The following is a 21,111-nucleotide window of genomic DNA, read 5'->3' as shown; positions in this document are numbered from 1 at the left end:
TTATCCCGTCAGCTCCACGGCCTGCAGTGAGCGCTGCTCTGTGTGCTGGTAATGATTAAAACTCATTTCATAGCCACAGGCCAAAGGCAGAAGGCATTCTGTCAGGCAGCTGAACTCGCCATTTTCCCGCAGGGGAGCTGGTGCATTAAAGCCAATCAGGTCCCAACTGCCCGGGCGCAGGGCTTCCAGCAGACTTTCCAGAATAGCAGCGTCTTCCATATTCAGGTTGGTCTCAAAACTGACATAGGAGCTGTCTTCCTGAGGTGTGATATGGAAAGTGGCGTAACGATCACCTCTGATGGCGTTGAGAGAATAACCAAAAGGTTCAAAAAGCCAGTCACTCAGATCAAAACCGGGCAATATTTCTTCCAGTCTGAGTAGTTTTCGGATACCTTCAATCGTTTGCCCTTCACCGCGCAGATATTGAGCGCTCTCACCTTTGATGTGATACATCAGTAACTCACTGGTCTGGTCATCGGCCCTGGGCTGGTAGGGACGATTCAGATGGAAGATATAGTTGTGATGACTGTCCAGACTGCCAATACGAAAAGCACTACCTTTCAAATCAGATTGAATCCGGTGAATATCCTCTTCAAAAGAGGTTTTCTGCAGATGTGAAAGGTACTCATTTTTGCGCTGAAAGCTGGCAAACAGAATGTGTTCGTCAGCCACATGTTCCAGAAAAAACAGGAAGGCATCGACCAGAGTTGTGGTTCCACAAGTCAGCATCAGGAAGCGGTCTTCCCAGACAAAGAGGCTGGATTCAGACAGCAGGTAAGCGTCGCAGTAGTCATTGCTCAGGGTCGTCAGAATGTCCGCCTGAGCCTTGGCTACCATATCGGACCAGAAGTTTTTGCCCAGCCCACGCAGCGAACCGGCTTCAGTCGCTATAATGACTTCTACTTTTTTTTCAGAGCCTTCGAAGAACATCACAGCTCAATTCCTCCCAGGTGTTCAAGGTAGGTGTAACCCTTCAAGCCCGCTTCCAGCTCTGCCAGCACAGAGGCCCGGCTGGATTCCGGCAGATACTCTTCCACCAGTTTCTTGTAGGTATGCAGGAAGCTTTCCGGCTTCAGATTGACGTACTTAAGAACATCTTCCACTGTGTCTCCGGTCTGGAAATCAAACATCTCGACTAATCCCAGTTCCGTGACACGAACAGATACCGTGTCGGTGTCGCCAAATAAGTTGTGCATATCACCCAGAATTTCCTGATAGGCGCCAATCAGGAAAATACCAATCATATAAGGCTTATCCGGGTGCCACTCAGGTACCGGCAGAGTGGTTTCAATGCCCTGACCATCAACGTACTGGTCGATGGTGCCATCGGAGTCACAGGTAATATCCAGCATAACGGCCCGCTTTTCCGGCGGACGGTTCAAGCCGGAAAGTGGCAGCACCGGGAAAACCTGATCAATCCCCCAGGCATCGGGTAGAGATTGAAACAGTGAAAAGTTGACATAGAATTTGTCAGCCAGTTTTTCACTCAGCTCATCAATCAGAGGTCTGTGAGAGCGGTTTTTATGAGACAGACGTCTGGACAGCTCATAACAAATTCTCAAATTAATACTTTCTGCCCAGGCTCTTTGCTCAAGATCCAGCAGACCGATTCCGAACTGTGTATGAACCTCTGAAAGGTCACTCTGAGTGTCGTGGAACAGCTCAACCAGTGCCCGTTGCTCAACACCTTTCACCAGATCTTGCCAGGAGCGCCACATGTTATGGAGAAGTTGTGGGGCCTCTTTGCCCGGTGCATCAGGTTCTTCCGGCTCGTAGCTTTCAACACCCACTACGTCGGTGATCAGGACGGCATGGTGAGCCGTCAGGTTTCTACCCGACTCGGATATAATCCTGGGTACAGGAATGGCCTGTTCGGCGCAAAGGTCTCCCAGGGTATAAACGATATTGTTCGCATATTCCTGGAGGCTGTAGTTCATGGAGCAGTTACTCTGGCTTCGGGTTCCTTCGTAGTCCACAGCCAGACCGCCACCCACGTCCAGACAATGGATCGGTGCACCCAGGCGATACAGTTCTGCATAAACTCTCGCGCATTCGCTGATGCCCTTGCGTATATCACGAATATTCGACATCTGGGAGCCCAGATGGAAATGCAGCAGCTGCAAAGAGTCCATGTTGCCACTGTCTTTTAGTCGCTTGATGACATTCAGTACCTGGCTGGCAGACAGACCAAACTTGGATTTCTCGCCACCACTGGCCTGCCATTTTCCCTTACCCTGGGAAGCAAGGCGAACACGAAGCCCCAGTCTTGGGGTGACACCGAGTTCTTTGGCTTCTTTCAGAACCATTTCCAGTTCGGTGATTTTTTCCAGAACGATATAGACCTGATGCCCCAGTTTTTCACCAATCAGTGCCAGACGAATGTATTCCCTGTCTTTGTAGCCATTGCAGACAATGACAGAGCTGGCACGCTTGGCCATGGCCAATACCGCCAGCAACTCAGGTTTACTGCCAGACTCAAGACCCAGTTGGCGATCCTGCCTGGCGGCCTGGCTTTCCAGAATCTCTTCAACCACGGCTCGCTGCTGATTCACCTTGATGGGGTAAACCGCAAGGTAATCATTGCGATAGCCATATTCTCCAATGGCCTGGTTAAAGGCGTCACACAGTGTGTTAACCCGATCGTGGAGAATCTCCGGGAAACGTACCAGGATCGGTAATGATGCACCTTTGCGGACCAGTTGGGCGGCAATATTATTGAGACTGACTGCCGGTCTGCCCCTGGGCAGATAAACGACTTCACCATCGTCGTTAATATCGAAGTATCCCTGGCTCCAATAGCGGGCGTTGTACGTGGAGCGTGAGGCTTCAACGCTCCATCCGCTTTCTCTGATCACCGCGTCAGGGTTGTTTATCGGGCCTTCCGGAAAGCCGGGCATCACTGGGTTAGTCATTGACCTTCTGTATCGCCTTTTCTACGTATCCGGGCAGAGCAAAAGCTGCCTTGTGGATAGCGGGAGTGTAATAATGTGTTTCGACACCGCAGGCTTCAAAACGTTCAGTCACCGTTGCCAGAGAAACGTGACGGGCTTCGGGATTGTCGGAGCCCCAGGCAAAGGTCATGATACCACCTACATAAGTGGGTACAGCGGCACTGTAGAAGTAGCAGTCCTTCATATAATGGCCCAGACGACGGCTGGTGGTCTCTACTTCATCCAGTTGCATAAAGCAGACGCCGTTCTGAGCGACAAAGATGCCACCTTCTTTTAGCAGACGTTTGCAGCCAGCATAAAACTCTGTAGAGAACAGCACTTCACCGGGACCGATGGGGTCTGTACAGTCAGAAATGATGACGTCAAAGCTGCCGTCAGGTGTTTTTTCACAGTCACTGACAAAGTTGATGCCATCGTCAATCACCAGTTGGGCCCGTGGGTCTTCGTAAGCGCCAGCGGAGTGATCAGGCAGCCATTTTTTACACATATCGACCACTGCGCCATCAATCTCAACCATAGTGACGTGTTCAATGCTTTTGTGCTTGAGCACTTCACGCAGGATACCACCGTCACCACCACCGATGATCAGAACACGACGGACGTTACCGTGAGTCAGGATCGGCACATGGGTCATCATTTCGTGATAGATAAACTCATCTTTTTCTGTAGTCTGGATAACACCGTCCAGTGCCATCATGCGACCAAACATCTTATTGTTGAATATGACCAGATGCTGGTGTTCGGTTTTTTGTTCGAACAACATCTCATCGACGGAAAAGCTCTGGCCGTAGCCATTATAGAGGGTCTCAAGGTATGTGTTGTCTTTTAGCATGATGCCTTTCCTTTTAAAACCAACCTTCAATAACGGGAAGGTCCAACCAGCCAGTCAGGACAGGGATAGAGAAACTGGAAATTAAGAACCAACAGTGAATGGGAAGCACTTATTAAGCGTTTCACTCTGCCGGAAGGCTCGATCGTTGATCAAGCTCAGGGCTGTTTAGAATGCGCGAATTAAACCCTTGAAATGCCCAGATGACAACCCCTGAAACATAATTAATCAGTACGCTTCAGGGGTGATGTCGGGTTTTCAACCATTCAGTCTGACCGGCTTGCGGAGCCATGGGCTTCGTCCCAAACCAGCTGACAGGCAATATGACTGAGTGATTTAAATTCATTATATCTTTATTGGAAATCCATTTTAGTCTTAACTAAAATCCATAATAGTCTTAAATGAAATCCATTTTAGTCTTAACTAAAATCCATAATAGTCGGGTTTAAAATCCATTTTGGTCGAAAATATGCCCTACATTACCAGAGCTCTTGAACGGTACCTTCAGGAATGTCTGACTGATACACCCGTAGTGGTGATAACCGGCCCAAGACAGTCTGGAAAGACTACTCTGAGCAAGCATCTTCTGGAGCTGCCCGAGCTAATAGAAAAGGGTAGTTATCTAACTTTGGATGACGAGAATATTCTATCCATTGCCCGTGATGATCCTATTGGCTTGCTGCGTCATCAATTACGCCCTGTCATTATTGATGAAGTTCAGAGGGCTCCTGAACTGGTACGTACTATCAAATTGTTAGTAGATGAAGATCGTCAGCCTGGTTCTTTTATTCTGACCGGCTCTGCTGATCTTATGACGCTGCCCACACTGGCAGATTCTCTGGCTGGTCGAGTTGAGTTCGTGACCCTGTATCCGTTCAGTCAACCTGAGCTGCAACAGTCTTTATTCAGCAGTGATGAAAACGATATTATTAAACAACTCTTGTCTCCAGATTTTGTTCCAAAGCCCTTGATTTCTTTTGGATACGATGACGTTATCCCGGCGATTGTCTGCGGCGGTTATCCTGAAGTTCAGCAACGTTCACCAGGACGGAGGGCTCGTTGGCATCTTTCCTATAGCGATGCCATTGTTCGGCGAGATATCAAAGAAGTGTTCCAGCTGCAAAAGCTGGATGAAATGGCTCAACTACTGAAACGGTTAGCCTCTATTTCATCAAATGCTTTGAACTATGCCAGTCTTGGAAAGGCTGTGCAGATGGATATTAAATCGGTACAGAAGTATGTTTCGGCATTGGAAAATCTTTATCTGGTGAAGCGAATTCCCGGTTGGCATCGCAATGAGCTGAAACGAAGTGTCAAGCAGGCCAAAATACATTTTGTGGACACTGGACTGCTTTGTGCGCTGAGAGGTATCAATGAAGATTCGCTTCAGGCTGATAAAAACCTGATGGGTCCAATGATGGAAACCTGGGTTTGCTCAGAATTGCTGAAAGCTATCGTTGTCAGTGATGAGGACTGTCAATTGTTCCATTACCGTGACAAAAACAAGCGAGAGGTGGATTTTATTTTGTCCGGACGTAGCGGACGAGCGACAGGTATTGAAGTGAAAGCAGGCTTAACGATTAAGAAGGAAATGTTTGCGGCTCAGGAAATGCTGATAAAAACAGGATGTATTCAACGAGGTGTTATCGTCTATAACGGAGACAGGGTACTACCCTTCTCGGATCAGCTAGTGGCTGTGCCAGTCAGTTACCTGTTTTGTTCTGCAGGTTTATGAGAAAGGGAGCCATATCTGCGTCAGCAGATATGGCAAGAAGTAAAGATTCAGGCCTTGGGACAGGCACCGCAGTCAGCAGCGCTTTAGTGTAAGGATGACGGGGGCGACATATATCGGCTCGGCTTTGGCGGTCTCTACTTCATTACCCAGGTACATCACCAGTACCCGGTCACTGATGTGCTTGACTACGCCCAGGTCATGGGCAATAAAGATCAGTGACAGCCCCATCTGTAGGAATCTTTCTTCAGTTCGCCTTTGCTCCCCTTTTTGTTTTTGCCTAAAGTGGAAGAGCAATGGAGGTAGCTTATGGAAAACCTGTACGAAACTGACTTTTATCGCTGGAAAGAGCAACAGAAAGATCACTTGATCAACCGGCGCTTTGATCAACTTGATCTGGAGAGAGTCATTGAGGAGTTTGATGATATGGGCAATGATCGAAACACCCTTCGATCCAGGCTAACGACTCTCTTGCTGCACTTGCTCAAATACCAGTACCAGACTCAAGTCATTAATCCGGTGCTTCCAGAGCCTTATAACTGCCGTAGCTGGAAAGGCACTATCCGGGAACAGAGGGAACAGCTGGTCATTCTGCTTCAGGACCGTTCCCACTTGAATCATAAAGTCTGTGAGGTATTTGACGACGCTTACGCCAGTGGTAAGAAACTGGCTATTCAGGCCATGAATGATTACGTCCAGCCCCATCAGAGACTGGATGAGAGCAGTTTTCCAGAGAGCTGTCCCTGGGATTTTGAGCAAATCATGACAGAGAATTGGTTGCCGGAAGGCTAACTGCTCACCTGTCTAATGGCAGGTGAGTCGTCTTGCCGTTCAGTTAATCAGGCTTTGGGACAGGCCGCAAAATGCTGGTTGCCAACATCCATCAGTTTTGGACGATGCTCGGCGCAGCTGGCTTCTGCTATCGGGCAGCGGGTCCTGAAGACACAGCCGCTGGGTGGGTTGATAGGCGATGGCAGTTCACCTTCCAACAGTTCAATCTCCTTCTCTTTTTCCATTTTCGGATCAGGGACAGGCACCGCCGACAACAAAGCTTTGGTGTAAGGATGACGGGGGGCATCATACATCGGCTCGGCCTTGGCGGTCTCTACCTCATTACCCAGGTACATCACCAGTACCCGATCACTGATGTGCTTGACTACGCTCAGGTCGTGGGCAATAAAGATCAGTGACAGTCCCATCTGTTGCTGAAGCTCTTTCAGCAGGTTAACCACCTGTGCCTGGATGGACACGTCCAAAGCACTTACCGGCTCATCACAAATCACCAGTTTCGGCTTGAGAATCAGTGCCCGGGCAATACCAATACGCTGACACTGACCACCAGAGAACTCGTGGGGATAACGGTTAATAACATTAGGCAGCAGGCCCACCCTGGTCATCATTTCACGAACCCGGGAAAGAATCTCATCTTTCGAGAGATCCGGGTAATAGTTGTGAAGAGGCTCGGCAATGATATCGCCTACGGTCATTCTCGGGTTCAGTGACGCCAGAGGGTCCTGAAAAATCATCTGGATATCCTTGCGGATACTTTTCATGGCTTTTTCCGGTAGCCCGGCAATATTGTCGTCCTGCCAGAGAATTTTACCCTCCGTAGCCTTCACCAGACCAATGATCGAGCGGGCCAGTGTTGATTTGCCGCAACCGGACTCACCTACGACACCGAGGGTTTCTCCTTCGAAGAGATCAAAACTGACACCATCAACGGCTTTGAGGACCGGGGATTTCTCCCAGGGCCAGTTTTTGGCTTTATGAATCGGGAAATGAACCTTAACATCCCGAACTTTCAAAATAGGCTGAGGGCTCTCTATAGCTTGCTGAGGGCTTTTTATAGCTGGCTGAAGGCTCATGCTGCCACCCCCCTGCCGGAAGTATTTACGGGGTTGTCGGGTGTCCAGAAACAGGCTTTTTGACGACCTTCGCCAAAGCTCTCCAGTGGCGGCGCTTCCTGCTGGCAACGTGGTATGACGTGGGGGCAACGCTCCTGGAAAGGACAGCCCTGTGGAAGGCTCAACAGGTTCGGAGGATTGCCCGGAATAGTGGGCAGAGTTTCACCCTCTGTATCCAGTCGTGGAATCGCACCCAGCAGGCCTCGGGAGTAAGGATGACGAGGATCATAGAAGACCTCGTTGGTGGTGCCATATTCCATGGTACGGCCGGCGTACATCACCAGTACCTTGTCACAGATGCCGGCCACAACCCCCAGGTCGTGAGTGATCATAATGATGGCGGTGTTAAACTCGGTCTTCAGCTCATTCAACAGCTCCATGATCTGGGCCTGAACGGTGACGTCCAGTGCGGTGGTCGGTTCGTCAGCAATCAACAGTTTGGGACGACACAGCAACGCCATGGCAATCATAACCCGCTGACGCATGCCGCCTGAAAATTCATGGGGATACATATTCATTCGCTTGCGAGCCTCAGGAATTTTTACCGCATCCAGCACTTTTACGGATTCTTCAAAGGCTTCTTTTTTGCTTATGCCTTCGTGAAGTTGTAAAACTTCCATTAATTGAGGCCCTACTTTCATGTAGGGATTCAGTGAGGTCATGGGGTCCTGGAAGATCATGGAGATCTTTTGGGCACGAATACGGTTCAGCTCTGTTTCACTCAGACCGAGAATGTTCTGGCCCTCAAATTTGGCAGAACCCTCAATAATGCCGTTTTTGGCGAGCAGTCCCATGAGGGCAAAAGCGGTCTGACTTTTACCTGACCCGGACTCTCCTACCAGACCCAGTGTTTCGCCGGCGTTCAGAGAAAAGGTCATATTGTTTACGGCTGTGACATCCCCGTCGGGTGTCGTAAATCGAACCCGCAGGTTATCGACATCTAATAGTTGCATATCAACGATCCTTCGGGTCCAGGGCATCACGGAGCCCGTCGCCAATAAAGTTGAAACAGAACAGGGTAATCACCAGAAAAGTGGTCGGGAAGGCCAGCTGCCAGACCGCCACTTCCATAGAGATGGCGCCTTCGTTGACCAGTGCGCCCCAGCTGGTCATGGGTTCCTGTACACCCAGTCCCAGGAAGCTCAGGAAGGATTCAAACAGAATCATTCCGGGCACCAGCAGGGAGGCGTAAACCACCACAATACCGAGCAGGTTAGGAATCAGGTGACGGAAAATAATCTGGCTGGAATTGGCGCCACTGATGATGGCTGCTTCGACAAACTCCTTGCTCTTCAGGCTCAGGGTCTGACCCCTGACGATACGCGCCATATCCAGCCAGGAGACGGCCCCTATGGCAATAAAGATGAGCAGTATGGAGCGTCCGAAGAAGGTGATCATCAGGATAACCAGAAACATAAACGGAAAAGACTGAAGAATTTCCAGGGCCCGCATCATCAGGTTATCAACACGGCCACCCAGGAAGCCCGCCATGGCACCGTAAATGGTTCCGATAATAACGGCCACCAGAGCCCCCAGTGCACCCACCATGAAGGAGATTCGTCCGCCTTCAAGGGTCCGTACGAAAAGGTCCCGGCCGAGGTGGTCGGTACCAAAGAAATGTCCGGTTTCCATAGAGGGTGGTGCAGCCATATTGGCCCAGTCAATTTCTTCATAAGTGAACTGACTGGCCGCAGGGCCAAAGATAATGAGCAAGGTGACCGCTGCCAGAACAATCATACTGGCGACAGCGGCCTTGTTACTCAGAAAGCGTCGGCGGGCATCGGCCCAGAGGCTGCGCCCTTCAATCTCCAACCGCTCGTTGACAAGCTGTTCGGAGAAGTTTTCCACAGCCTTGTGGCTCTCTTTTTTCACCATGTTATTCACAGTGCCGGTTTTCATGGAAATAGACGCCATGGTTTAACCCCCCACCCTGATTTTTGGATCGATCAGCCCATAGAGAATATCGACGATAGCGGTGAACAGGATGGTCAGTGAACCAATGATGATCGTCAGTCCCAATACCAGTGAGTAATCCCGATTCAGTGCTCCGTTGACAAAGTGCTGGCCCATGCCCGGCAGGCCAAACACGGTTTCAATCACCACTGAGCCGGTGATAATGCCGACGAAAGCCGGACCCAGATAAGAAACAACAGGCAGCAATGAGGGTTTCAGGGCATGTTTGAGAATAATGTGATGCTTTGGCAAACCCTTGGCCCTGGCAGTACGAATAAAGTTGCTGTTCAGGGTTTCAATCATGCTGGAACGCATGATTCGGGCTATTGCCGCTACATAAAGAATACCCACGGCGGCGACAGGAAGAATCATGTTCTGCCAGCTACCATCGTTCCAGCCACCCGCAGGCAACCACTTCAGGCTGATGGAGAAGATCAGTACCATCAGTGGCGCAATCACAAAAGAAGGAAGTACGACGCCCACCATGGAGAACGTCATAATGGTGTAGTCGATCCAGGAATTTTGCTTCAGGGATGCCAGAGTTCCCAGTCCAACCCCGACAATAACGGTGAATAAAAACGCCAGTGAGCCAATGGTCAGGGAAACCGGAAAGCTCTGGGCCACCAGTTCGTTAACAGTGTAATCCTTGTACTTGAAAGACGGTCCCAGGTCGCCCTGCAGAAGGTCTTTCAGGTAATAGGCAAACTGTTGCCAGAGCGGCTTGTCGAGGTGGTACTTGGCTTCAAGGTTGGCCAGGATCTCCGGTGGCATATTGAAATCGCCCGTGAAAGGGCTGCCCGGAGCCATCTGCATCAGAAGGAACGACAAAAGAACGAGAATGAACAGTGTCGGAATCGCAACGCCGATGCGTTTCAGAATAAATATAAACATAGGTACACTCTTTGTTAGTCTTAGACGACTATGTGTCCCTGACTGTATGTAAAACTTGTTTCCATGCAGGAGAGGCTGTTACCAAGCCTCCGGTTGACCGGCTTCAGTCCGGCAACCGGAGGTTTTGCGACATCCCTCAAGAGCGTGGGAACCAGGGGTTTTCCACGCCAGAGAGATTAATGCTTCTTGATATACAAATCTCTGGTGTAAACGTTGTCCTCAACATTGCTCATTGGGTAACCACCGACGTATGGCTTAACCAGTCGGCTGGTTACGTATTGGTAGATAGGAGCGACAGGCATCTCATCAGCCAGAACTTTCTCGGCTTCAGTGTAGAGATGGGAGCGCTCTTCGTCGCTGGTCACAACTCTGGATTCCGCCATCAGCTTGTCATACATCTCGTTAACAAACCTGGAGTCATTCTGACCGTGGGTGGAGGTATTCAGATCCAGCATGGTAGAGGCTTCATTGTAGTCGCCGATCCAGCCGCCACGGGCTACTTCGAACTTGCCGTCGTTTCGGGAGTCGAGGAATGTTTTCCACTCCTGATTAACCAATGTTGTTTTCACACCCAGTGGCTTCCACATCTGGGAAATGGCGATAGCGATTTTTTTGTGAGCTTCGTCAGTGTTGTACAGGATTTCCAGTTCCAGCGGCTTGTTTGGGCCGTATCCAGCTTCAGTCATCAGGCGTTTGGCTTCTGCATTACGCTCTGCCTGGGCCATTTTGCTGTATTCAGTGGTTGGTGGTACAAAGCCGCTGATGGTATCAGGGGTGAAGGTGTAAGCAGACTTCTCACCCTGACCTTTCACGTATTGGGTGATCGCATCACGATCGATGGCGTAGGACAGAGCCTTACGAACACGGGCATCGTCAAAAGGTTTACGTTCCGTGTTAAAGCTGTAGTAGTAGGTACCCAGGTATGGAGTTACCTTCACTTCACTGGGTGCCTGCTTTTTCAGGGACTTGAAGTGTTCAATAGGAATCACGTAAGTCATGTCCATTTCGCCGGCCTTGTAGCGGTTCAGCTCTGGAGTGTTCTGGAGAGGCAGGTATGTCACCTTGTTGATAACGGTTTCATTATTGTTCCAGTAGTTATTGTTACGCTCCAGAACGATTTTTTCGTTTACACGCCAGTCAGCCAGTTTGTATGCACCGTTGGATACCATGTTGCCCGGGCGGGTCCAGCTGTCTCCCAGCTTTTCAACAACTTTCTGGGGAACAGGGAAAGTGGTCTGGTGAGCCAACATTTTGATGAAGTAAGGAACAGGCTGTTCCAGAGTGACCTGAAAGGTTTTGTCGTCAATAGCTTTAACGCCCAGACTGTCTGCTGGCTTCTCGCCTTTGACAATAGCAGAAGCGTTAACGATGGTTGGGATTTCCATGAACCAGGCATAACGGGAGGCTGTTTCAGGATCAACCGCGCGCTGGAAAGCAAAGACAAAATCGCCCGCTGTTACCGGGTCACCATTGGACCATTTAGCGGTGTCACGAATTTTAAATGTAAATACTTTATTGTCTTTGGAAACAGTCCAGCTTTCAGCCTGTCCCGGGATAGTGTTGCCTTCAGCATCCTGAGTTACCAGGCCTTCAAACAGATCTTTGGTGATGTTAGAACCTGGAACACCTTCTACTTTCTGAGGATCGATAGAAGCAGGTTCTGAGCCGTTACCGCGGACCAGTTCCTGGGCCTGTGCCAGCTGTGTGCCTGCTGGAACGATAGCGGCGTTGGCACTGGTGACGGCCATGAGGCTGGCGGTCAGAGTCAAAGCCGGAATACCGGCAAGTGTCAGAGCCTTGAACGGCTTCTTCATATTGTTGTCCCCTTCATTCGATGACCGGTCTGATAACGGTCAACGCATAATTCTGATTGGAGTTATGGTAATGGGCGGGTGTTGTTGCTGCTGACGGATGTGTCAGAGCAAGACGAGTAACACACGATCCTGTGTATTGCCGTTTTATAACACCTTGTTCAATGTTCTCAACCTGAGTAAAGAGTCATCTACTGGTGGTTGTTTTTATTTGATGGACTACTGTCGTCAATTCCGCCGGGTGTAGCATTGATCCCGAAAAACAGATCACGGAAATCTTCCCCAGCCCTGGTCATCGTCTCTTCGGATTATGTGTTTTTAATACAGAAAAACCGAATCACAGTGGTCGGGTAACCGAATATAACTAAAAGTTGTAAAAAGGATCAAGAAGGTTTTTGAACGTAAGTGCGTAAAAATTGAATCGTTCAAAAAAGTTAGACTTGTTGAAATTTACAAAAATACAGATGAATAAACTTACTTTTCTTTGATCTATGGTTATAAGTTTTTTTCATAAAGGTAATGAAGTTTTTTTATGCTGGCGAAGTTACACTTTTTTTACAGCGCAGCAGGCGATAAGTATTTTGTATGGAAGATATAAATTAAGAATAATTTCACGGGTTCTGACGTTGGAGGCTGACATGTGACAGCCTCCAAGCGGTTGGGAATCATCCCAGATATTTGGCAATACCATCCATAAACATTTGCACAGAAAGCATCACCAGAATCATCCCCATCAATCGCTCAATAGCGAATACACCACGGTTGCCCAATACTCTCATAAATTGATTTGAGCACATCAGGATGGCTGCGGATGCAGCCCAGGCGATCAGCAATGCCGTCACCAGTTTAGCCTGTTCTCCCGGGTGCTGATTACCCAGCAGAATCAGGGTGGCCAGTATGGAAGGACCGGCAATCAAAGGGATGGCCAGAGGTACGATGAAAGGCTCGCCATCGGGGGTGTCACCCATGATGCCACCCCCTCGGCTGGGAGGGAAAATCATCTTGATGGCGATAATAAAGAGGATAATCGCCCCTGCAATACTGACCGCTTCCTGCCTGAGATGGAGTACCTGCAGCATGGCATCACCGACAAACAGGAAAATCACCAGAATCAACAGGGCGATCAGCATTTCCCGCATCAGAATTTTGACCCGGCGCCTGGGGGGCACAGCTTTTAGAACAGAGATAAAGATTGGCATATTGCCGAGCGGATCCATAATCAGGAACAGCAATATGGCTGTGGAGTAGATTTCCATCGGTTCAGCTTAAACTCAGAATTAGAATAAAAAAATTGAGCGGGCTTATAACATCTGGCCTTTAAAAAAACCAATCCTGATTTGTCGGTTTTACACGACAAAGCCCGGCCATTAAAATCTGGCGGGCTTTTTGTGGAGGGTAAGTTTTCGGAAGTGATTAGTTTTGTGTATTGGGAATTCTCTGACGAATGAGTAACTCGAGCCGATCAAAACGCTCATCGACCTTGTCGAAACGCTCATCGACCTTGTCAAAACGGCGATCGACTTCGTCAAAGCGCTTGTCATGTTCGTCAAAGCGCTTGTCATGTTCGTCAAAGCGCTTGTCATGTTCATCAAAGCGTTGGCGGGTTTCCCTGACGAACTCGTTGTGTTGTTCATCCGCCCTTTTGAACCCTGCGTGGGTAGCTTCTGTCAATGCGGCTATGCAGGCTTTCACACCAGCGAGATCCGTCTTCACCCCGGAAACATCTAACTTCAATCCGGCAATATCATGCTGATTAGTGAGTTCGATGTTTTTTATATCTGCACACACCCTGGCCAGACTGTGCACATCTGCGTCAAGGCTTCTATGCTGGATTTCAAGCTTTTCAAGTCTTACTTCTAGGGACATGAATTATGGAACCTGTTTACGTGAATGGAGCTGACAGCATAGCAGCCCCAGTCAATCTGCATAGGCTCAAATAACAAAATTCTTTTGGCTCAGCAACAATGCCAGTCTGGCCTGTTTATCTTTCATATATCCAGAATGCTGTTCAGCGGTTTGGGCGCTGAGGTTTTCATGAAATTTCTCAGCCTGCTTTTCAGCGTTGTAGATTTCCTGCTTGTCCAGTTGGCTGTCTGCGATCCAGTGGGACTGTTGAGTGGCTGCTGTGTTGATGGGCTTGATGGCTTCGCTCATGGTGAATCTCCCCAAATCATGTATTGATATGGGAAGATTAGGTCTGGATAGTTCAAGCGTCTGTAATACTTTGGGCGAAAATAAATTTTAATTATATTAAATTTATTTTTAATAACCTTTAAAGGCCCAGGTATTCGTTTTTCAACTTCACATAGTTGTCCGCACCGTAAGAGAATAAGGCCTTCTCTTTTTCAGTGATCGGGCGAGCCTTCTGGGCTGGATTGCCTTTGTATACAAACCCGCTTTCCAGTCGCTTTCTCGGTGGCACCAGGCTGCCCGCAGCGACAATCACTTCCTCCTCGACCACAACGCCATCCATCACCACGGCCCCAATGCCAATCAGGCAACGATTGTGGATCGTACAGCCATGCAGGGTGACCTTGTGACCGACCGTCACTTCATCACCAATAATCAACGGATAACCATCAGGGTTAAAAGCGCTGGCATGGGTGATATGCAACACCGAACCGTCCTGAATACTGGTGCGTGAGCCGATGCGGATGCGATGCATATCTCCGCGCACCACCGCCATGGGCCAGACGGAGCTGTCTTCACCAATTTCTACGTCGCCCAGGATCAGAGCGGTTTCGTCAATAAATACCCGGTCACCCAGTGTTGGGGTATGACCTCTGAAGGTTCTGATGGATTGGCTTGTCATAGTGTTTGGCTTCTTTGCTTGCTCTTGGTCTGGGCTTTAAGAGGAAAACGGTCAGGAGATTCAATCATTGTTTCAGTAAGATCAACATCAATATCTGGCCAATAGAAGTGACCTTTTCTGAGTTCTTCAACGTTGATGATTGCGCTAACTGGCTGGTCCTTGAACCATGGAAAATCTTCGTAAGACATGAACAGCTCTTTGCCACTGGTCAATAGCCAGATGCCATGAGATGAGATATTTGTCACTTCAGTTCCGGAAGTGCATATTCCATGCGTTGATGATGGCATAGTGCTTCTCCTTGATCAGTTTCTCAATCTCTCAGAAAAAACGATACCCCTTCTTCTTGAATACAGTTGGACTCATCTCATGCCTCAATAGTTTCTCAGACAGGGAAAGTTAGAACAACAATTGCTCAAACTGAAAGAAAGTTATGCCTTTTAGACAACTATTGTCGCGAAGCAGAACGCTTTCAAGTATTGCATTGTCCTTGAAAACCGATAATCCTGCACCCATAGACATAAAAAGAACGATCAGTTTGGACAATAAACAGCGAGCATCTGAATTATGAGCAACCCACTGCTGGAAAACTGCGAACTGCCTCCTTTTGCCAAGATTAAACCAGAGCATATAAAACCGGCTGTAGAGACCATTATTGCCGAAAGTGAGCAAGCGGTAGACGCACTTCTGGCAGATAAAAATCAAACCTTCAGCTGGAAGACGCTTCAGGAACCCATGGACAGTCTGGGAGACAGGCTTAATCAGACCTGGTCACCGGTGGGTCATATGAATGCTGTCGTCAATACCGATGAGCTAAGAGATGCTTACAATGCCTGTCTTCCCCTGCTTTCCGAATATTCAACATGGCTGGGTCAGAATCAGGATCTCTATCAGGCCTATCTGACGCTGTCTGAGTCAGAGGGGTTCGAGAATCTGGATAAGGCTCAGAAAAAAGTCATTACCGATAATCTGCGGGATTTCAAACTGGCGGGTGTTGCCCTGCCGCAAGAGAAAAAAGCTCGTTATGGCGACATTCAAAAACGTCTTTCTGAACTGACCAGTAAGTTTTCTGACAATGTTCTGGATGCCACCATGGCCTGGTCCAAACTGATTACCGATGAATCAGAGCTGGCCGGCCTGCCTGAATCCGCATTGGCAGGCGCCAGACAGTTGGCTGAGTCCAAAGGTCACAGCGAAGGCTGGATGCTGAATCTGGATTTTCCGAGCTATTTTCCGGTGATCACCTACGCAGACAATCGTGAGTTGCGGGAAGAGGTTTATACAGCGTTCAGTACCCGGGCATCGGACCAGGGTCCGAATGCGGGTGAATTTGATAATTCAGGCAATATTAATGAAATCCTCAAGCTACGTCAGGAGCTGGCCGAACTGCTGGGGTTCAACAACTATGCGGAATACTCACTGGCGACCAAAATGGCTGACTCCACTGACAAGGTCGTTGCGTTTCTGGAAGATCTGGCCAGTAAGAGCAAGCCTCAGGCAGAAAAAGAACTGAATGAACTGAAAGCCTTTGCCAAAGCAGAACACGGTGCTGAAGATTTGCAGGCCTGGGACATTGGCTACTATGGCGAGAAGCTCAGACAGCAGCGCTACGCTATTTCTCAGGAAGAGTTGCGTCCCTGGTTTCCGTCAGAAAAAGTAGTGAATGGCATGTTCTCTGTCGTGGAACGCCTATTTGGAATTACCTTTGACAAGGTCACCGACGTTGAAACCTGGCACAAAGATGTTGGCTTTTTCAATGTTATTCGCGATGGCGAAGTGATTGGTCGTTTCTACCTCGACATCTATGCCCGTGAACACAAGCGCGGTGGTGCCTGGATGGGTGAGTGCCGGGTGCGTCGCAGGATTGGCGACAAAGTTCAGCTGCCAGTGGCTTACCTGACTTGTAACTTCACGCCACCCGTTGGTAATCAGCCAGCCCTGCTGACCCATGATGAAGTTGTGACCCTGTTCCATGAGTTTGGTCACGGTTTGCATCACATGCTGACCCGGGTCGATTATTCTACCGTATCCGGAATCAATGGCGTAGCCTGGGATGCAGTCGAGCTGCCCAGCCAGTTTCTTGAGAATTGGTGCTGGGAAGAAGATGGTCTGGCTTTGATCTCCGGCCATTTTGAAACGGGCGAGCCTCTGCCTGAAGATAAACTGGATAAATTACTGGCCGCTAAAAACTTCCAGTCCGCCATGATGATGGTGCGTCAGCTGGAGTTCTCATTGTTTGATTTCAAACTGCATAAAGACTTTTCAAAAAGCGTGAGTGAAGGGAAAACGGTTCAGGCGGTATTGGATGAAGTTCGCGGTCAGGTCTCTGTGGTTATGCCTCCGGCCTTCAATCGTTTCCAGCATGGCTTCAGCCATATCTTTGCTGGAGGATATGCGGCGGGCTACTACAGCTACAAATGGGCTGAGGTATTGTCTGCGGATGCTTTCTCCCGATTTGAAGAAGAGGGTATATTCAACCGCCAGACCGGTGAGTCTTTCCTGCATGAAATTCTGGAAAAAGGCGGTTCTGCGGAGCCCATGGAGCTGTTTGTAAATTTCCGGGGCCGGGAGCCAGAAGTGGATGCTCTGTTGCGCCATTCGGGTATCTCTGCCTGAAAAGAGAATTTTGAATGAAAGGCTCTGAGATCATGGGATCTCGGGGTCTTGGTATTTCTTTATGTGCTATAGGCATTTATGCGCTGTGGCACCTGTTTGCTGTAGGCCTCAGAGCTATGACAACGAAAAGATTTATTGCCGGAGCCGTCTGTCCATCCTGTGGTCAGCAGGATTCGGTGAGGATGTACACCGAGAACGGTGAAAACTATCGCGAGTGCGTGGAATGCCATTATTCGGATGTGATGGAAAAAGATCCTTCTCTTGCGGGGAAACCACCAGTGACGAGGGTCTCCCCAGAAGACAGGAAGTCGGATGATGATGCTAAAAAGGAAAGCGCTGTTCAGATCGTAAGAATACTGGATCAACAACCCTGAGTTCGAAATCAGATGTTATGATAAACCCTCACAGCTGTGCTGCTTTGCAAATGCGCCATGGCTATTGGAGTTTAACAAGCGATGTTCAAATACAGTCCTCTGCATTAACCTCTACTTCATCGTCAGTGCCCCGGATCAGGCTGCTGACGTAAACTTCAGTTCAATACCCATACGGCTGGACAGGCAATTCCATTTTGACCAGGCCGTTACCCACTGCTCCGGATTGCGGTTGTTGACGAAATCCTTGAACATGCGATCGTTATAAAGCTCCTGCGAACGAATCATGTGCCTGACCGTCTGCTCAACGATTTTGTCCAGCTCATTGCCAAACTCTTCACCCAGAATGGCATGAATGATCAGGTTGGCCCAGGTCATGTTCATCGGGATCAGGGGAGAGCCGATTCGAGATAGGTAACTGTCGTTTACTTCCTCAATCAGTCGATGCGTAAAGTAGGCTTTATCCAGCAGATCAAACAGCCCCACATTATTTTGGGACTGCAAAACCGGTGCCAGAAAGTTCTCTTCGGCAATGCTTAGAAAAGGGGAAATGAAAGCCTCAATGTCCAGTTCCTTTGAAGCCTGATCCAGCGCTTCAAGAAAGTCAGGTACATGATCAATGTATTCAACTGCAAACTTCAGCAGTGTCTCACTGGCCATGTCGTCGGGAAGTTCGATTGTGTGGTGCAACTGCTCCACCTGTTGACAGACAAGCGACTGAAGGTGGCTTGAGCCCTCTTCATGCTTTCGGGCACAATCGATCAGATTATTAATTGCCTCTACGTCCATGATTGTCTCCGTTGCGGTTGCTATTAATTTGGGTACTGCAACGTCACCGTGAAGGTGTTAAAAAGACCATAGTACCAATAAGAACTCAAGCTTTTTTAAATACCTCTTTTTCATAATACAAAGATCTTTTATTCATTAAATTAGAATTTAAAAAAGACTGTAAATTACGACAAAAATGAAAAAGTGCAAGCACTTGTGCAGTCAAAAAAATGACACACTACATATGCTTAAACAGGCTTTAAAAATGGGTTCTGACCTGCCCACTTCGAGGTGTAAAAAAATATATCGTTAAGAAGCTGAATGGATGTTTGTATCCGTAATAGGTGTCACAAAGTTGTGTCGACCCAGTAAGAGTGATCGAAGAAAGTCTAAATAGGTATTTTTTCCATTGAATTCACGTTACCTTATTTTAAACGACAAGTGGCAATTTTTTATTAAAGGTATTTTTTGACAAGACTCTTTTCATTTTGTGCAATCATGTTGTTTAATGAGGTTCTGGGACTATACTTGATGAGCGATCATTGTCAGGTTGAATGAATCACTCAATGCGTCTCACGGGTATTGTTATTTGCAGGGTGTTCCTGTGCAGTAGGTTTTGCAGGTCGGGTCCGAAGTAGTATGACGTTGTCGGTTACTTAGCGCTCTCTTGCGATTGAATATTGGCACTTTGACTTTCCGCAGATAGCCTGAACCGGGTTGTTTTTTTCTCCACAGCGAAAAAGAAATAACAGGTAGACGGTTGGCTGAAATCTCTGTAAATCAGCAGCTCTGGTAGTTAGCTCTGATAGTTAAAGTGTATTGCAGTTTTTCTGGCAAGATGCTGTGTGGCTCCTGTCCGGTAACGACAACTAGTCAAGTCAGTAAGCATTGCTCGGGGATGTCCGGATGCTTGCTGCCCCGTCGCCTCTGAAAGCAAGACTTGGGTCTGCTGAACAATAATAATAAGTCACCGCCTTGTCTGGGCGGACAGTCAGGGGATGTAAGGGAATGATGCAGCACGCACTAGCTCTCTTTCTTTTGATAAAAACTGCCATGAACGGGACGAAAAGCATGAGCGGTAAATATCGCCCATCCCGGATGGTGCCAGTGGCGGGGTTCCGGTATGGTGCCATTTTTCGAATAGTCCGGTCGTTATTGTCGCTCGGATTAGGAAAAGTTCTGGTTTCTTCCACTTGTTTAACTTCCAGAAAACGACCCTCTTCTATTGTTTCCGGGGGAGACGGTCAATACTTTCTGGTTTTTCTGACCACACTATCAGGTTTTATGATGCCCAGCCATCTGTTGGCTGATTGGAAAGTCAATATGACCGAGGGGGTTACGGCAGTCAGTCGTTCGGTTTACGACTTGCACATGACCATATTTATTATCTGTGTGGTCATTGGCATTGTGGTATTCGGTGTTATGTTTTACTCCATTTTCATGCACCGTAAATCAAGAGGCGTTAAGCCCCATCCCTTCCATGAAAGTACGATTGTAGAAATACTGTGGACGACCATCCCACTATTAATTCTGGTGGGCATGGCGATTCCGGCAACAAAGACACTGATTGATATTTACGATACGGATGAAGCTGAAATTGATATCAAAATTACCGGGTATCAATGGAAGTGGCAGTATGAGTATCTGGGAGAAGGAGTGTCCTTCTTCAGTAATCTCAAAACTACACCGGAACAGATTTATAACGTTCGCAGCAAAGACCCCAACTATCTTCTGGAGGTTGACGAACCACTGGTATTACCTGCGGGTAAAAAGATCCGTTTCCTGGTTACTGCCGCAGATGTTATTCATTCATGGTGGGTACCTTCATTCGCCGTTAAACGGGATGCTATTCCGGGTTTTATTAACGAAGCTTGGACCAACGTCGAACGTCCCGGAATTTATCGTGGTCAATGTGCAGAACTGTGTGGGAAGGATCATGGCTTTATGCCCATTGTAGTGGATGTCAGGTCACCGGATGACTATGAAGACTGGTTGTCAGAGAAGAAAACACTGGCCGCTAAAGAGCGTGAGTTAACCAGTAAAAACTGGACTATGGCCGAGCTGATGGAGCGCGGAAAAAACACCTACGAAAGAGTCTGTGCGGCCTGTCACCAGGTCAATGGTGAGGGTATGCCGCCCCTGTTTCCTGCTCTCAAAGGATCAAAAATGGCTGTTGAGAAAGATCAGGTCAAAGCGCATATCGATATTGTCGTGAACGGCAAGAAGGGTACCGCCATGCAGGCCTTTGCTGCCCAGTTGAGCGAAGTCGATCTGGCGGCAGTCATTACCTACGAAAGAAATGCCTGGGGTAATAATACCGGTGATCTGGTCACGCCGAAGCAGATTCTGGAATACAAAAATACCGGGGAGTACAAAGCGACGGATGCTGAAGCTTCAGGCGGGTCTGCTGCCGTCAGTAAGCCAGCGGTGAATGAGCCGAATACTAATACACATCAGGCTGGACTGTGAGGAATGC

General features: G+C 48.5%; 20 protein-coding genes. 5 read left to right on the top strand and 15 right to left on the bottom strand.

What is annotated here, in order from left to right:
• The 3 genes from ACOMG9_RS24305 to speE are packed head-to-tail and all read right to left on the bottom strand — an operon-like array spanning position 1 to position 3,783.
• Positions 1 to 930 carry an adenosylmethionine decarboxylase gene (locus ACOMG9_RS24305; protein ID WP_422136102.1) on the bottom strand — a complete coding sequence of 310 codons (930 nt, stop codon included), beginning with the start codon at positions 928 to 930 and terminating at the stop codon, positions 1 to 3.
• Positions 930 to 2,912, bottom strand: a complete 1,983-nt coding sequence (gene speA, locus ACOMG9_RS24300; protein ID WP_448215119.1) for a biosynthetic arginine decarboxylase — start codon at positions 2,910 to 2,912, stop codon at positions 930 to 932. Before speA ends, ACOMG9_RS24305 begins: the two co-directional genes overlap by 1 nt.
• Positions 2,905 to 3,783 (bottom strand): polyamine aminopropyltransferase, encoded by an 879-nt coding sequence (gene speE, locus ACOMG9_RS24295; protein ID WP_422139410.1) that lies wholly within the window; start codon positions 3,781 to 3,783, stop codon positions 2,905 to 2,907. Before speE ends, speA begins: the two co-directional genes overlap by 8 nt.
• 466 nt (positions 3,784 to 4,249) lie before the next feature.
• On the opposite strand from speE, the gene ACOMG9_RS24290 reads away from it, so the two are divergent.
• A complete protein-coding gene (locus ACOMG9_RS24290) occupies positions 4,250 to 5,515 on the top strand; it encodes an ATP-binding protein (RefSeq protein ID WP_448215120.1) in 1,266 nt (421 codons plus the stop codon).
• A 72-nt stretch (positions 5,516 to 5,587) separates the two neighbouring features.
• On the opposite strand, the gene ACOMG9_RS24285 is transcribed toward ACOMG9_RS24290, so the two are convergent.
• Positions 5,588 to 5,743 carry a hypothetical protein gene (locus tag ACOMG9_RS24285; RefSeq protein ID WP_422136106.1) on the bottom strand — a complete coding sequence of 52 codons (156 nt, stop codon included), beginning with the start codon at positions 5,741 to 5,743 and terminating at the stop codon, positions 5,588 to 5,590.
• A gap of 78 nt (positions 5,744 to 5,821) precedes the next feature.
• Here ACOMG9_RS24285 and ACOMG9_RS24280 point away from each other — a divergent pair, with 78 nt between their 5' ends.
• Positions 5,822 to 6,304: a DUF29 domain-containing protein gene (locus ACOMG9_RS24280; protein ID WP_422136107.1), complete on the top strand. Its 483-nt coding sequence runs from the start codon at positions 5,822 to 5,824 to the stop codon at positions 6,302 to 6,304.
• Between the two features lie 47 nt (positions 6,305 to 6,351).
• On the opposite strand, the gene oppF is transcribed toward ACOMG9_RS24280, so the two are convergent.
• The 10 genes from oppF to ACOMG9_RS24230 all read right to left on the bottom strand — a co-directional run bounded on the left by oppF (position 6,352) and on the right by ACOMG9_RS24230 (position 15,170).
• Positions 6,352 to 7,377 carry a murein tripeptide/oligopeptide ABC transporter ATP binding protein OppF gene (gene oppF / locus ACOMG9_RS24275; RefSeq protein ID WP_448215121.1) on the bottom strand — a complete coding sequence of 342 codons (1,026 nt, stop codon included), beginning with the start codon at positions 7,375 to 7,377 and terminating at the stop codon, positions 6,352 to 6,354.
• A complete protein-coding gene (locus tag ACOMG9_RS24270; RefSeq protein WP_448215122.1) occupies positions 7,374 to 8,369 on the bottom strand; it encodes an ABC transporter ATP-binding protein in 996 nt (331 codons plus the stop codon). The genes oppF and ACOMG9_RS24270 overlap by 4 nt, the downstream gene beginning before the upstream one ends.
• Position 8,370: 1 nt before the next feature.
• Entirely contained in the window at positions 8,371 to 9,291 is a 921-nt protein-coding gene (gene oppC, locus ACOMG9_RS24265) for an oligopeptide ABC transporter permease OppC (RefSeq protein ID WP_448218587.1), read from the bottom strand.
• Positions 9,292 to 9,333: 42 nt separating this feature from the next.
• Positions 9,334 to 10,260 (bottom strand): oligopeptide ABC transporter permease OppB, encoded by a 927-nt coding sequence (gene oppB / locus ACOMG9_RS24260; protein ID WP_494529548.1) that lies wholly within the window; start codon positions 10,258 to 10,260, stop codon positions 9,334 to 9,336.
• Between the two features lie 176 nt (positions 10,261 to 10,436).
• Positions 10,437 to 12,074 (bottom strand): ABC transporter substrate-binding protein, encoded by a 1,638-nt coding sequence (locus tag ACOMG9_RS24255; RefSeq protein WP_448215124.1) that lies wholly within the window; start codon positions 12,072 to 12,074, stop codon positions 10,437 to 10,439.
• A 662-nt stretch (positions 12,075 to 12,736) separates the two neighbouring features.
• Positions 12,737 to 13,327 carry a YhgN family NAAT transporter gene (locus ACOMG9_RS24250; protein ID WP_317144210.1) on the bottom strand — a complete coding sequence of 197 codons (591 nt, stop codon included), beginning with the start codon at positions 13,325 to 13,327 and terminating at the stop codon, positions 12,737 to 12,739.
• A 157-nt stretch (positions 13,328 to 13,484) separates the two neighbouring features.
• Complete coding sequence (locus ACOMG9_RS24245; RefSeq protein WP_494529547.1) at positions 13,485 to 13,937, bottom strand: hypothetical protein; 453 nt, start codon at positions 13,935 to 13,937, stop codon at positions 13,485 to 13,487.
• A 66-nt stretch (positions 13,938 to 14,003) separates the two neighbouring features.
• A complete protein-coding gene (locus ACOMG9_RS24240) occupies positions 14,004 to 14,225 on the bottom strand; it encodes a hypothetical protein (protein ID WP_494529546.1) in 222 nt (73 codons plus the stop codon).
• A gap of 118 nt (positions 14,226 to 14,343) precedes the next feature.
• Positions 14,344 to 14,883 carry a gamma carbonic anhydrase family protein gene (locus tag ACOMG9_RS24235; protein WP_448215127.1) on the bottom strand — a complete coding sequence of 180 codons (540 nt, stop codon included), beginning with the start codon at positions 14,881 to 14,883 and terminating at the stop codon, positions 14,344 to 14,346.
• Entirely contained in the window at positions 14,880 to 15,170 is a 291-nt protein-coding gene (locus ACOMG9_RS24230) for a DUF2442 domain-containing protein (RefSeq protein ID WP_448215128.1), read from the bottom strand. The genes ACOMG9_RS24235 and ACOMG9_RS24230 overlap by 4 nt, the downstream gene beginning before the upstream one ends.
• Before the next feature lie 277 nt (positions 15,171 to 15,447).
• Between ACOMG9_RS24230 and prlC the strand changes: the two genes are divergently transcribed.
• Entirely contained in the window at positions 15,448 to 17,496 is a 2,049-nt protein-coding gene (prlC, locus tag ACOMG9_RS24225; protein ID WP_448215129.1) for an oligopeptidase A, read from the top strand.
• A gap of 116 nt (positions 17,497 to 17,612) precedes the next feature.
• On the top strand, positions 17,613 to 17,870 hold the full coding sequence (locus ACOMG9_RS24220) for a YheV family putative zinc ribbon protein (protein WP_422136118.1): 258 nt from the start codon (positions 17,613 to 17,615) through the stop codon (positions 17,868 to 17,870).
• Positions 17,871 to 18,005: 135 nt separating this feature from the next.
• On the opposite strand, the gene ACOMG9_RS24215 is transcribed toward ACOMG9_RS24220, so the two are convergent.
• On the bottom strand, positions 18,006 to 18,656 hold the full coding sequence (locus tag ACOMG9_RS24215; RefSeq protein ID WP_448215130.1) for a hypothetical protein: 651 nt from the start codon (positions 18,654 to 18,656) through the stop codon (positions 18,006 to 18,008).
• 1,263 nt (positions 18,657 to 19,919) lie between these two features.
• Here ACOMG9_RS24215 and coxB point away from each other — a divergent pair.
• Entirely contained in the window at positions 19,920 to 21,104 is a 1,185-nt protein-coding gene (gene coxB / locus ACOMG9_RS24210; RefSeq protein WP_448218588.1) for a cytochrome c oxidase subunit II, read from the top strand.
• The last annotated feature ends 7 nt before the right edge of the window (positions 21,105 to 21,111 follow it).

It is taken from the genome of Endozoicomonas sp. PH6C (assembly GCF_059322965.1).
This window is presented reverse-complemented; position numbering and strand designations above follow the sequence as displayed.

What these genes read in the sequence shown, in the direction of transcription:
- ACOMG9_RS24305 (WP_422136102.1), bottom strand. Translation starts at nt 930, where the DNA reads ATGTTCTTCGAAGGCTCTGAAAAAAAAGTAGAAGTCATTATAGCGACT.
- oppB (WP_494529548.1), bottom strand. Translation starts at nt 10,260, where the DNA reads ATGTTTATATTTATTCTGAAACGCATCGGCGTTGCGATTCCGACACTG.
- ACOMG9_RS24235 (WP_448215127.1), bottom strand. Translation starts at nt 14,883, where the DNA reads ATGACAAGCCAATCCATCAGAACCTTCAGAGGTCATACCCCAACACTG.
- ACOMG9_RS24215 (WP_448215130.1), bottom strand. Translation starts at nt 18,656, where the DNA reads ATGGACGTAGAGGCAATTAATAATCTGATCGATTGTGCCCGAAAGCAT.
- ACOMG9_RS24255 (WP_448215124.1), bottom strand. Translation starts at nt 12,074, where the DNA reads ATGAAGAAGCCGTTCAAGGCTCTGACACTTGCCGGTATTCCGGCTTTG.
- ACOMG9_RS24220 (WP_422136118.1), top strand. Translation starts at nt 17,613, where the DNA reads ATGACAACGAAAAGATTTATTGCCGGAGCCGTCTGTCCATCCTGTGGT.
- speE (WP_422139410.1), bottom strand. Translation starts at nt 3,783, where the DNA reads ATGCTAAAAGACAACACATACCTTGAGACCCTCTATAATGGCTACGGC.
- ACOMG9_RS24285 (WP_422136106.1), bottom strand. Translation starts at nt 5,743, where the DNA reads ATGGGGCTGTCACTGATCTTTATTGCCCATGACCTGGGCGTAGTCAAG.
- oppC (WP_448218587.1), bottom strand. Translation starts at nt 9,291, where the DNA reads ATGGTGAAAAAAGAGAGCCACAAGGCTGTGGAAAACTTCTCCGAACAG.
- ACOMG9_RS24270 (WP_448215122.1), bottom strand. Translation starts at nt 8,369, where the DNA reads ATGCAACTATTAGATGTCGATAACCTGCGGGTTCGATTTACGACACCC.
- ACOMG9_RS24245 (WP_494529547.1), bottom strand. Translation starts at nt 13,937, where the DNA reads ATGTCCCTAGAAGTAAGACTTGAAAAGCTTGAAATCCAGCATAGAAGC.
- oppF (WP_448215121.1), bottom strand. Translation starts at nt 7,377, where the DNA reads ATGAGCCTTCAGCCAGCTATAAAAAGCCCTCAGCAAGCTATAGAGAGC.
- prlC (WP_448215129.1), top strand. Translation starts at nt 15,448, where the DNA reads ATGAGCAACCCACTGCTGGAAAACTGCGAACTGCCTCCTTTTGCCAAG.
- ACOMG9_RS24250 (WP_317144210.1), bottom strand. Translation starts at nt 13,327, where the DNA reads ATGGAAATCTACTCCACAGCCATATTGCTGTTCCTGATTATGGATCCG.
- ACOMG9_RS24280 (WP_422136107.1), top strand. Translation starts at nt 5,822, where the DNA reads ATGGAAAACCTGTACGAAACTGACTTTTATCGCTGGAAAGAGCAACAG.
- ACOMG9_RS24290 (WP_448215120.1), top strand. Translation starts at nt 4,250, where the DNA reads ATGCCCTACATTACCAGAGCTCTTGAACGGTACCTTCAGGAATGTCTG.
- ACOMG9_RS24230 (WP_448215128.1), bottom strand. Translation starts at nt 15,170, where the DNA reads ATGCCATCATCAACGCATGGAATATGCACTTCCGGAACTGAAGTGACA.
- speA (WP_448215119.1), bottom strand. Translation starts at nt 2,912, where the DNA reads ATGACTAACCCAGTGATGCCCGGCTTTCCGGAAGGCCCGATAAACAAC.
- ACOMG9_RS24240 (WP_494529546.1), bottom strand. Translation starts at nt 14,225, where the DNA reads ATGAGCGAAGCCATCAAGCCCATCAACACAGCAGCCACTCAACAGTCC.
- coxB (WP_448218588.1), top strand. Translation starts at nt 19,920, where the DNA reads ATGATGCCCAGCCATCTGTTGGCTGATTGGAAAGTCAATATGACCGAG.